General features: G+C 62.9%; 11 protein-coding genes. 4 read left to right on the plus strand and 7 right to left on the minus strand.

What is annotated here, in order from left to right; genetic code table 11:
- Positions 1-24: 24 nt before the first annotated feature.
- The gene (locus tag NF699_14415) at positions 25-1,287 is read right to left on the minus strand and encodes a glycoside hydrolase family 47 protein (GenBank protein USU04229.1); all 1,263 of its coding nucleotides are present in this window, start codon (positions 1,285-1,287) and stop codon (positions 25-27) included.
- Between the two features lie 431 nt (positions 1,288-1,718).
- Here NF699_14415 and NF699_14420 point away from each other — a divergent pair, with 431 nt between their 5' ends.
- The 4 genes from NF699_14420 to NF699_14435 all read left to right on the plus strand — a co-directional run bounded on the left by NF699_14420 (position 1,719) and on the right by NF699_14435 (position 4,978).
- Positions 1,719-3,131: a PLP-dependent aminotransferase family protein gene (locus tag NF699_14420; protein ID USU04230.1), complete on the plus strand. Its 1,413-nt coding sequence runs from the start codon at positions 1,719-1,721 to the stop codon at positions 3,129-3,131.
- Positions 3,132-3,255: 124 nt separating this feature from the next.
- Entirely contained in the window at positions 3,256-3,999 is a 744-nt protein-coding gene (locus NF699_14425; GenBank protein ID USU04231.1) for an SDR family oxidoreductase, read from the plus strand.
- Positions 3,996-4,397 (plus strand): hypothetical protein, encoded by a 402-nt coding sequence (locus NF699_14430; protein ID USU04232.1) that lies wholly within the window; start codon positions 3,996-3,998, stop codon positions 4,395-4,397. Before NF699_14425 ends, NF699_14430 begins: the two co-directional genes overlap by 4 nt.
- Positions 4,394-4,978, plus strand: coding sequence for a glutathione S-transferase C-terminal domain-containing protein (locus NF699_14435; GenBank protein ID USU04233.1), 585 nt, complete (start codon positions 4,394-4,396; stop codon positions 4,976-4,978). Before NF699_14430 ends, NF699_14435 begins: the two co-directional genes overlap by 4 nt.
- Positions 4,979-5,118: 140 nt before the next feature.
- On the opposite strand, the gene NF699_14440 is transcribed toward NF699_14435, so the two are convergent.
- From NF699_14440 to NF699_14465, 6 genes are all read right to left on the minus strand, one after another.
- Positions 5,119-5,820, minus strand: a complete 702-nt coding sequence (locus tag NF699_14440; protein ID USU04234.1) for a hypothetical protein — start codon at positions 5,818-5,820, stop codon at positions 5,119-5,121.
- A gap of 125 nt (positions 5,821-5,945) precedes the next feature.
- Positions 5,946-7,652, minus strand: a complete 1,707-nt coding sequence (locus NF699_14445) for a S8 family serine peptidase (GenBank protein ID USU04235.1) — start codon at positions 7,650-7,652, stop codon at positions 5,946-5,948.
- Positions 7,653-8,087: 435 nt separating this feature from the next.
- Complete coding sequence (locus NF699_14450; protein ID USU04236.1) at positions 8,088-8,723, minus strand: OmpA family protein; 636 nt, start codon at positions 8,721-8,723, stop codon at positions 8,088-8,090.
- Position 8,724: 1 nt separating this feature from the next.
- The gene (locus NF699_14455; protein ID USU04237.1) at positions 8,725-9,258 is read right to left on the minus strand and encodes a hypothetical protein; all 534 of its coding nucleotides are present in this window, start codon (positions 9,256-9,258) and stop codon (positions 8,725-8,727) included.
- 251 nt (positions 9,259-9,509) lie between these two features.
- Complete coding sequence (locus NF699_14460; GenBank protein ID USU04238.1) at positions 9,510-9,971, minus strand: SgcJ/EcaC family oxidoreductase; 462 nt, start codon at positions 9,969-9,971, stop codon at positions 9,510-9,512.
- Positions 9,972-10,083: 112 nt separating this feature from the next.
- Positions 10,084-10,878, minus strand: coding sequence for a helix-turn-helix domain-containing protein (locus tag NF699_14465; protein ID USU04239.1), 795 nt, complete (start codon positions 10,876-10,878; stop codon positions 10,084-10,086).
- Positions 10,879-11,261: the final 383 nt, after the last annotated feature.

Here is an 11,261-nt window from a genome sequence, read left to right on the forward strand (position 1 = left end):
GAAGGGATCGGTGTAGCTTCTATCCTACGCTTGGTTGCGACGCAGGCCCTTGAGAATGTTGCCCTCGGTCGACAGGTAGTTGTCGGAATAGTCAAAGCGCGGCGTATCGGCGAACAGTAGGTAGTAATATTTCATCTGCTCGGACCACCAATAGCCTGGGCAGTGATCGGCCTGACGCTTGGGCGTTGCTGTCACGTCGGCAAGGTCCGTGTAGCCAAAGGGAGCCTTGTTCCACCGCTTCATCGCCTCATAGTGGAGGCGACCAATCTCGCGCCAGTGTGAGTTTCGATCGATCAGCCAGAGTGTGAAGGCCGCGTCGGCAAGTTCGGGGCGCAGTGCGTTGGTGACCTGGGTCGGGCGTGATGTCGCATAGTCATAGCCTTCTGGCAGGACGCCATAGCGCGCCTGCACGTTGGCCCAGCTCTCGGTATAGGCGGCACCCTGTTTGAGCGCGCCACCTTGGCCGAGCAGGCCGCCATAGAAGGAGGCGAGCTCATCCTGCTCGGTCGAGATCACGGCGCCGGTTTCGAAGTCGACGTCGGCGAACCACAGCTGATGATCCTTCCAGACCTGCTGATGCTTGAGGATGGCGGCAGTGCAAACATCGTACATGCACTTGCAATCGGCATCGCCGAACAGCTGCCAGCTATCCCACAGATACTCGAAGAAGCTGTCGCAATAGGAGCCGATCGTCGCGGTACGCGAACGCCAGGCGCCGCTCAGCACGTCGATCTTGGTTGCCACCAAACCGAGGGGAGAGCGCCGCTCGAAGACCGCGATCATCGCCTTGCGTGCGGCTGCCGCATAACGAGGATCACCGGTCAGCTGGCTGAGCGTGCCCCATTCTGGCAGATAGGTGGCAATATCGGCAGGGCTGGTGACCGCGTCGCGCGGTACGCCGGTTCTGAGGTTGATGAAGCGGTAGGGCATGCCGGTCGGCGTCGCGAAGGCCGGCAGTAGCCGATCCGCCAGATCGCGCGCTTTGGCGAGCAACACCGCCTCACCACTCGCGAGGTGGGCGGAGAGCAGCCCGCCGACGAGACGGATCGACGTCTCGAACACCGAGACCTCGCCATCGACGTCCGCGTCGAAGTGGGTTTTGATCCACGCGACGCCGTCATCGAACCGGGAGTCGAGACCCATCACCCACAGCGTATCGAGCGCCTCGATGAGGCTGAGCCCGAGATGATGCATTTTGAGCGGAAAGCTCGAGAAGGTGCCGCTTACCGGCTTGATTTCGTCCTTGCCCCAGGCACGATCACGGTAACAATCCCAGGACCATGCCATCTGCGCTTTCACATCCTGCGCGAGAGCATGCCATCGCGCGTTGTCTCGCGCGTAGGATGGATCCGCTATCGCTGTGCCGGTCAGCGCGGTTGCCGCGCCGATGACGGTTCGCCTGGTAATCTGCACTCGGCCTCATCCTCTTTCGTTGCGACTTTCTCAGAGGAATGCCGCCTGCTGTACCCGACGTCTACCGGCGGTGATTGCTATAGGCTCATCCGAGAAGGTAACCGGCTAACTCAGTCGCCGCGGAACTGCCGTTCAAGCAGATTAACGAATGTCCAAAAGTGAGAGGCGGGGAAGGCCGCTCGAATGGCCACTTGTGGGTCTCGCTCCCTCCGTTAGGCAATGGTCTTGGCACCGAGATTTTGCACTCGTCGCCAGAGGCATCGGAACGCATTCGTTATGGGACACTAACACTGTACCGTAAGAGCATGGCTTCCCATGCGCACTTCATCATCAAGCCGGACCGTAGGGCGACAATGTCGCTCTCTCATCAAGTGTGCGACAACATCCGAACGGCGATCGACGACGGGCGGCTGGAGGTTGGCGCGCGCCTGCCATCAGTCCGCGATCTGGCAAGCCAGCTGGGTGTAGCTCGAGGAACCGTGCAGGCTGCTTACGATGCGCTAGTGTCTGAATTGCTGCTGAGCACCGCCGGTTCGGCCGGCACCCGCGTGATCGCCAAGCCTCCCCGCCATGCTTCCGCGCCGAGCGAGCCGATCGTCCGGCCGCTCTCGACGATGCTGCGCGGCTTTTCGCTAACGGCGTTGCCCTTTCAGACCGGCGTGCCGGCGCAGGATGCGTTTCCGACAAAGCTCTGGGCCAACCTGCTCGGACGCGCGGTCCGCGATGATGCGATGACGCCGACGACCTATCCCGATCCGCGCGGGCACCCCGCACTGCGAGAGCAGATTGCCGCCTACTTAGCGATCGCGCGAGGTCTCCGTTGCGTGCCCGACCAAGTCATCGTCACTGTATGCTATCGCGGTGGGCTCGCGCTGGCGTTGCAGGTGCTGGGCGCATCGGGGCAGCACGCTTGGATGGAGGAGCCGGGCTACCCCATAACCCGCATGGGACTGGAGATGGCGCGCGTCGGCCCGGTCGCCGTGCCCGTTGACGGCGAGGGAATCGACGTTGCTGCAGGAATAGCGCTCGCGCCCGACGCCAGAGTCGCGATCGTCACGCCAGGGCAGCATTCCCCGCTGGGCGCGACCATGAGCCATGCCCGGCGACGGACGTTGCTGGACTGGGCCGAGGCGGCCGACGGTTGGATCATCGAGGATGACTATCTGGGGGAGCTCCAACTTGGCGCGCGTGCCGCGCCGGCGCTGGCAAGCGGCGATACCGCGGGGCGCGTGATCCATGTGGGCAGCTTCAGCAAGACGTTAAAGCCCGGGGTCGGGATCGGCTTCGTCGTCGCGCCGATGGCGCTCGCCACGCGCTTCGGGCAAGCGGCGGCAACCTTGGGGCCAAGCTTCTTCGCGCCGTCGCAGCTTGCGATCGCTCAGCTGCTCGCCGAGGGTCATTACCTGCGTCACCTGCGCAATATGAAGCGGCTCTATGCCGAACGGCTTGCCGCGCTGCACCGTGCGCTCGAGGCGGATTATTCGCTCGAGACCGTCGCCGGCCCGATCGCACTCCTGAGATTGCCACAGGGGATCGACGATATGGCGCTGGCGCGGCGCGCGCCCGAACTCGGGATCGCGCCGTCGCCGTTGTCGCCTTGGTATCAGGATCTCGAGCGCCGTATGCCGGGGTTGTTGCTGAGCGCAACGAACCTTCGCCCGAACAGGGTGGACGAGGCGGTCGCCGCCTTACGACGACTGCTGGCCGACCGAGAATGATGATCTTGGCCTAGTCGCTTTCGCGGTTCTTGGCTCTACGAGCCTGGGCCAAGGCCCTGCTACCTCCCGTCCTACAGTGAGCCCATGCCGATCCGGCGGGCCGCTTTGCAGAAGGTATCGGGACATGAAGATCGTCGTTATCGGGGGCTCTGGCCTCATCGGTTCGAAGCTCGTTTCGCGTTTGGAGACAGCGGGACACCAGGCCGTCGCCGCGTCGCCGAACAGCGGCGTGAACACGCTGACGGGGGAGGGCCTCGCCGAGGCGCTGGCGGGGGCGGAAGTGGTCGTCGATGTCGCGAACTCGCCATCGTTCGAGGATGCCGCGGTGCTCGCGTTTTTCGAAACCTCAAGCCGCAACCTCCTTGCTGCCGAAGCAGGCGCGGGCGTCCGGCACCATGTCGCGCTGTCGGTCGTCGGGACCGAGCGCATTGCCGACAGCGGCTATATGCGCGCGAAGGTCGCGCAAGAGACGCTGATCCGCGCGTCGGGCATGCCCTATACGATCCTGCATTCGACGCAGTTCTTCGAATTCCTAGGCGGCATCGCGCATTCGGCCGCAGCGGGCGAAGCGATCCACCTATCGACCGCCTTGTTCCAGCCGATTGCGGCCAATGACGTTGCGGACGCGCTCGCCGCGATCGTCGTCGCGCCGCCTGCGAACGGGACGATCGAGGTGGCGGGCCCGACGGCGTTCCGGATGGACGCGCTAGTGCGTCGCTATCTCGAGGCGACCGGTGACGCGCGCGGCGTAGTGGGGGAGGCAGACGCGCTCTATTTTGGCGCGAAGATCGACGACATCTCGCTCATGCCCGCGGCCGGAGCGCATATCGGCGCGACTGACTACGACACATGGTTCGCAGGCCGGTGAGCCGCGTCGTCCTGGGCATCGCAATTCTGCTGGGAGTGGGCGCGGTCGCAAACGGCGTCTTCATGCTCGCGTCGCCCGTGAGCTGGTATTTCGCGGTTCCCGGCGTCACCACGACCGGACCATTCAACCAGCATTTCGTACGCGACATCGGGTTGATCTTCCTCGGCGTCGGCACGGCGTTCCTGTTGGGTGCAGCACGTCCGATCCATCGTTCGGTTTCCTGGGGGGCGGCCGCGATCTGGCTCTCGGGGCATGCGCTCTTCCACGTCTGGGAAGTGGCAGTCGGGATCTGTGGTCCGTCCGCGCTGCTTCGCGATTTTCCTGCCGTGACGCTGCCTGCTGTGTTGGCAATCGCGATCACCGTCCATGCCATGTCTCACAAGGAATCTGTTCGATGAAGCTCTATTATAGCCCGCTCGCTTGCAGCCTGGCCGACCACATCGCGCTTCGAGAGGCGGGAATGGCGTTTGAAGCCGAACGCGTCGATTTGCGCACGTTCCGCACGGCTGGCGGCGAAGACTTCGCACGGATCAATCCGAAGAAATACGTGCCGGCGCTCATTCTCGACGACGGCACGATGATCACCGAGAATCTAGCGGTTCTCGACTGGATCGCTGGCGAGACGCCTGCGTTGCAGATCGGCGGCGCGATGGGGCGGACGCGGGTCATCGAGGCGCTGACATATATCACGACCGAAATCCACCGGGCGTACAAGCCGATGTGGCACGCCGGTAGCGCTGCCGACAAAGCGAGGGCAGGCGATACGGTGCTCCGCCTGATGCAACCTCTTTCCGATGGCTTGCAGGGCGACTATCTGTTCGGGGCCACGCCGAGCGTCGCCGACTTCTACCTGTTCGTCATGCTGCTCTGGGCGGATCGGTTTGCGCTAGATCTGCCATTGCCACTACTCGGCTTGCGGGAGCGCATGAAGGCGCGGCCCGCCGTCCAGGCGGCCATGGCCGCGGAGGGGATAGGTTGATCCGACCGTCATCACTTTGTGATAGCTGAGGTTTCAGCAGCGCACCATTCCTCGACCTCTCGTATCGCCCGTGCATGAACAAATGTCCGATTGCGGGAAGCGAGTTGAGGGGTGTGAAGGTCCGGAACTGGGTCTTGGCGTCAGCTGCCTGGAGCTACACGGCTAACCGCGCGGCCTTTTTCGTCAAGGAAGGTAACCGAAGCGGCACCGGCGGGCTCAACACGAAGCACAAGGCGCTTCCGCCCGTTGGCATCGCGAAGCGATAACTCGGCGCTGCGATCAGCTGCGCTCCCGAGGTAGACCCGCTGCGTGCCGACCATGTTAGCTTGGCGAATCGCCGCGTCTTTCGCGGGGCTGGCCTTCATGGTTCCCAACCTGCCGATTTGATCGAAACGCATCGGCTCATCGGGTCGGTCATTGACGATGAAGGCCGCGTGGCGGCGTGCACCGTCCTCCTCCGACGTCATCTGTATGGTCTGATCCTGGTGCCAGCGATCGAACGTCAGGCTGCCGGCATTTACCGGCTTTCCGGCCACGATTTTGCCGTTGAACACCAGACCGCCATTCTCTGCCCCCTCGTCATTGAAGAAGATTATGCCTGCCTCCGTGCGGTTCGGATGCGGATACTCGTTTTTGCCGATGATAATGCCGCCGATGTTGTCGCGTCCGGCGATGATCATCCGAAGGGTGCCATCGTCCTCGCGGACATTAATCCGCCGCACATCGATGGTGTCGAACCTCGTTGGAGGGGCGGTCGCGGCACCGAGAACGGCGTAACCGGCAATCGCGGTCATGACGGCGGCATAGGCGCCAATCGCACGAGACGGGTCGATCTTAAACATGGCTGAGGCTCCAGGTTTAAACTGCCCCGCAGGTATCAGGTCTGGCGGCCGTCATGTCGAGGCGAGTAATCGTGAACGACTGTTCGTTGCTGAGCAGCATCAAAGCCACGTCAAATGACCGGGCCTCAGTGCGATGTGGCCCAGCGAACCGCTGCAGCCGTATCAAGCAATTTCACTCCGTCATCACCCCGGCTAGCTGTGGCTAACAGGCCTTTTGCCAAGGCGGTTGGTGACAGGCTTGGTCGCACCGCAAGCATCGAAGCCGCAGCGCGGGCGACCAATGGTGCGGCCTCTGAGGTTCCTGTGCCCTTGGCTTTCATGCCACCCGGCAAACGGACGGGCACGCCAACGCCCCAGGCGTAAATGTCGACGCCTTTCCCGAAAGTCGTGAAGTTGGCCAGGCGGCCGTTTATGCCCGCCGCGCCAACGACCAGCATGTTAGGTTCGTGAAGAGACTGCGGCACTGCTGCAAGCAGGTCGTCGCTTTGGTTGCTGTTGCCGGCGCCCGCCACAAACAGGATATCGGGGCAATCCCTTATCAATCGCCGAAGTGCCGCCTCGACATGTTCGAACATGACGTTCGCGCGCGCCGATGCCTGGGACTCGCCGGCTGCTTCGGTGTCGCGTAAGCTCGATGCTATCTCGTCGGCCGTGACCGCCCAACTGATGTTGACCACCCGCACGCCAGCTCCCCGCAAGCGCCCGCCGAGGTGCCCGATAGCGGCAATCCACCGGTCGATCTGCTTCTCGTCGAGCGGGATCGGCCCGGGATCTCGTCTGAACGGCAGAACGGAAACGTTGTAGAGCCGAACGAACGGCGCTCCATCCGCAATCTCGCTGGCAACTGCCGTACCGTGGCTGAAATAGCCGACCTCATCCCATAGCAGCGCGTCGCGCTCTTGCGCAACTTCGTCCGCCTCACGTGCGCGTTGTCCGTAGATCGCCGCCTCCGGCGTGTCATCACCAGTCGACAGGTCCATCTCACCTTTGCGCAGCACCATCTGGAAGGCGAGCTGCTTTGCCAGTTCGTTTGAAATGGGCGCCAGCGGAGCTGGAGCCGGTTCCATGTGATTGCCGTAGGTCGGGCCGTTCCAGTCGTCCGCGACTCCGTTGCCGTCGTTGTCGCGGCCATCCATTGGCTCTGCCGGGTCAATGGCGAGTTGCCCCGGAAACAACGATGGATCGAGCCCGCCGTCCCACACTGCGACCACGACGGGTTTAGCTCCAGCAAGCAGCTTGGGCTCTGGTTCGCGGTGGGTCCAGATGTCGGTTGGACGGTTGCGCGGTTCCGCGAGCCAAGCTCGCATGGCGGCTGAGTAGGCAGTGCGGCAGGGTGGCAGAATAGTGGCTTGAACACGCCAATTTGCGAGGTCCAACCCTTGCAGAACCGTGATCCTTTGGCCGTCGCCGGCGGCCTGATCAATGCGTGAACGAGCCAGGCCGACCAGAAAGGCTGCGCTCGTCGTCTCAAACTGCGACAGCCTACCAAGGACGGTGTCCCGCGTCACCGCAGCGTCACTCGAGCGGAGAAGATCAGCGATGTGTGCTGCGCCAGCCTTGCAGTCAGTGCGGTCGGTCGGCCTGGATGCCGCAGCCACATCGATCGGGAGCAGCGCGAGGGAACGGTCTTGCGGCTTGGTGGCCGCCGCGCGTGCTTCCGCTACCAGAGCCGTTGCATCCCGCGCCCGGCCTTGCAGGATTGCGATGGCAGCAAGACCGGCACGCAACTGCAACGCGACCGCTGGGTCAAGGACGTCGTACTCTGAGCGAATACGCTCTGATTCGGCGCGAAGCTTCGGGATCACTTCCGTCACAAAGGTTTTATCCCACATGGCCTTGCTGGGTAACCCGTCCAGCAGAACGTGGCTCTGTGCCAGGTCGCTCTGAGATCGGACGACGGGCTTCTGCTCGGCGGGGAGCGGTGACGCGGCAGTCAGTCCAATGGCATATAGCAGAACGGGTCGCCGCATCTCACATCCCCCATCTAGATGACGTGGCTTCCCCCCGGTGGATCCCCACACAACGGCGTCGGAAATCCGCTCGTGTTCTTCGAGCATCCTGTCTGCCGCATGTTACGCAGGGCTGAAGCTATCGTGGATCGTGGGCGTCGCCAACGTACAAGTTGCAGCGCCCGTCGTATGTCACAGTTCACGAACGTGATCCGCTGCACGGGTCACGGGGAAATCCGACTGTCCGGAACTTCGCCCATGACTAGGGACGAGCCGCTATCCAGGCGATCCATTTCGGCCCAAGTGCTGCTCGTCGATCTAAAGAGTGACTGTGACTCGGCGATTCCGTTGACGGCCGGCCGGATCGTCTGCACCTGACGGCGTGGTGTTAGGCGCGATCGGTCTCGTCGCACCATAGCCGCGGCTTTGAAGTCGAGCGCGCTCGACCCCAGCCGACGCAAGCCAGCTCGCGACGGCTGCGGCACGTCCTTCCGATAATGGCTGATTGTGCGCCGGCGTACCAAGCGCGTCCGAATGCCCTTCGACGATGATAGGCCGAGGGGCCGTCGTCTCAGCCGCCGCCTTGACCTTCTCGAGTGTAGCGACCGCGTTGGGGCGGATCGTTGCCTTGTCGAAGTCGAAGAGCACATCGCCCGGCAGGCTGACCTCAAGTGCGCCATTGACCATGCGGGTGGTCAGCCCCTTGCCCTCCAGCGACCGCTGCACTGTTGCAATGGGAACGACGTTGCCGGACAGGCTGCGTGCCGAGCCGGCCAGCCCATTGCCCAGGCCTTGGATCGTCCTCACCTCCGACGTGATGGTCCGGATCTCGGCTCTGGGCAGCGCCGCCTGCGCGGTCGCGTCGGCGGCGGCATCGTCCACGGGACCGGTTTGCGCGCCGGCCCAGGCAGCGGTCAGCAGCGCGGCAGATGCCAGCAGCCATGTGCACGGCACCTTAGCGGTCGGTAATCGCGACATTTTCCACCGGGTCGAAACCGTAGAAGTAGAAGTTCACCGCCTTGACCTCGGCGGGGGGCGCCGGGAACTTGCCCCACCAGGTCTGTGACGATCCCACCTGGTCGAAGTTGGGGTAGTTGTTGCTCGACATCAGCGCCTTGTCGCGATCGTCGGTAAGCATCATGAACTTCTTGTCGGCCGCCGTCAGGTACACATCGCTGGTCGAGGAACCTGGAAGCGGTCGGCTGGCCGGCTTGCCTCCGGTCAGGGTGAAGCGAGTCTTTACTGTCAGCACGCCGCCGGTCCGAACAGCTTCCAGCACATCCATTCGCAATTCACCCTTCGAGTCCATTGCCTGCCCGAGTGCCGGACCGGTAGGAATAGGAGCCGCTGCGGACGCTCCTGTCGGAGCAGCAGGCAGGCCAGGCGTCACAGCCGCGGATCCTTGTGCATTCGACGTTGAACCGGTCGAATCCGCCTGCTTGTTGCAGCCACAAAGCGTCAACGCTCCCGCCGCCATCACAATCGCCACCAACCTCATCATTCGCCCTCCAGACATTGGCCGGTGGTCAGTCTAGCTCCCGCCGGGCTGCGCACAAGTCGCGCCGATTGTGCCGCTGGACCTGCACGTGAACGAATGGCAGGATCTGGCAGCGGGGTTGGCGCGCGAATGTCCGCATCTGGGTCTTGGCCGCCAAAGCCGGTGGAAGAAGAGGTCGGGCCGAGCCCCTGAGCTGATCTATCGGCAGGGCCTCTGCGTTTCCGATCCTGCGTCGGCTATCGCTACTTTTGACGAACAGGGTCAGAGTGTTGCGCTTGCTCGTTGATCTGAACGTTAGAACCATGCGCGATGACGAGTTCATCCGCCTGCGGGATCAGAACGAGTGACATGCGATCGCGGCTTGGCGGCATCTGCTCGCCGAAGGGCGTTTTGAATGCTCCAACTTTCCATCGAAGCACGGCGACCACGGCTCCTCCGGGCAGGGCGACGGCGGACTCGACTGCTTCGAGCATCAGAGGGACACCCTTGAACATGATGTCGAAGTAAGCACGATGAGCCTGGTCGACCTGCGCCTTGCCCTGCCAGTGCATGCCCACGATGTTCACCCAGTGCACATCATCAGAGTACAGCTTGGCCATCGCGTCCATGTCGGAGGCGTTCCACGCAGCGGCGTATCGTTCCGCTAGCCGCTGCACCTTGTCAGCCGTCGTGTTCAGCATCGCTGCCCCTGTCTCACTGCTCATCAACGGTCCTACCGCAAGTAGTGCCAATATCGTTTGCCGCCGGTCCATGTCGTGTCCTCCATAGTTGGGACCAGATTAGCGCCAGCGAGACGGCCGCGATTGAACAAAAGCGTCAGCGCCCTCGCGCCCATTCTGCAAAGAAGCTGGCGGGAGGACCTCCAGCGAGGGCACGGCAATCGCGTACAAAGTGTGCCTGATCCGCATAACCGGCGTCGTGGACCAAATCCGTCCAGGTGGCACACGGCAAGCGGACCTTCGCGTCGAGTACCGCATTCAGGCGTACCGTTCGCGCAAACAGTTTGGGGGTGAGGCCGACCTGCCGCTCGAACCGGCGTGTGAACTGTCGGTCACTGAGTCCGGCCCCCCGGGCCAGCACGCGCACGCTCAACCTTCCCCCCGCACGTTGCAACGCTGCGGCGGAACACGCCACCGGGTCGGCGGGGGATAAGGGATCGAGTTTGCTCCTCAACCAGCGCTCTGCGGCGCCGACCCGCTCATCGAAGTTGCAAGCCAACATGACTGCATCCCGCAGATTCGTCGCGGCCGGGCCGATGACGTCGCTGATCGCGATGCCTTCATTGACCAACTTGGTCATCGGCGTGCCGAACAGAGCATGGAATCCAGCAGGCTGAAATCGGATCGTGAATACATGGATGCTGCCGGACAGGATGAGGCGTGTGCGCCGATAGCTTTGGGGGCCGACGATTACGACCTCGGGCGCCAATGATGCCGCGCTATCATCGTGCGAAACCCGATAGCGGTCCTGCAGATAGAACTCGATGAATTGATCAGGTCTCGCCGGTAAGGGTGATGTCACGGAATCCGTGCCAAGCTGCGCCTGTCGCTCGGCATAGGACCGCACGACGCCCCTCAGACTCGCATCAGCTTGGCGTTGATGCACGATCATGCTGCATCATCGCCCAACCGAACCGCACGCGCTAGCTTCATCACTGGCAGCGAGTTCATGACCAACATCGGCACCGTGCCCACCGTATGAACAAGTGTTTGAAGTTGAGGAGCGACAAACTGGCTGCGAGTGACCGGTTATGGGTCGAAGCAGTCGGCGCGGCTCGTCTCCGCTTAAGGATTAAGCCGCCGCCTGCCACACCGGCCGTATAGGCTCGCATTCTATTGTGGACGGCCGCATGTGGGCTGACGGCAAAACATTACGCGGAAGAAGCGGGCGGGCGGCGCCGCGCCGGCGTTCCTTGAGCAAGTCAACCAGCTGATAACCATAAGGTAACCGTTTGGGGTCAATCCGGTCTCAAGGAGAAGCCTGTGCGACTATCA

Source organism: Sphingomonadaceae bacterium OTU29LAMAA1 (assembly GCA_024072375.1).
Lineage (GTDB): Bacteria > Pseudomonadota > Alphaproteobacteria > Sphingomonadales > Sphingomonadaceae > Sphingomonas.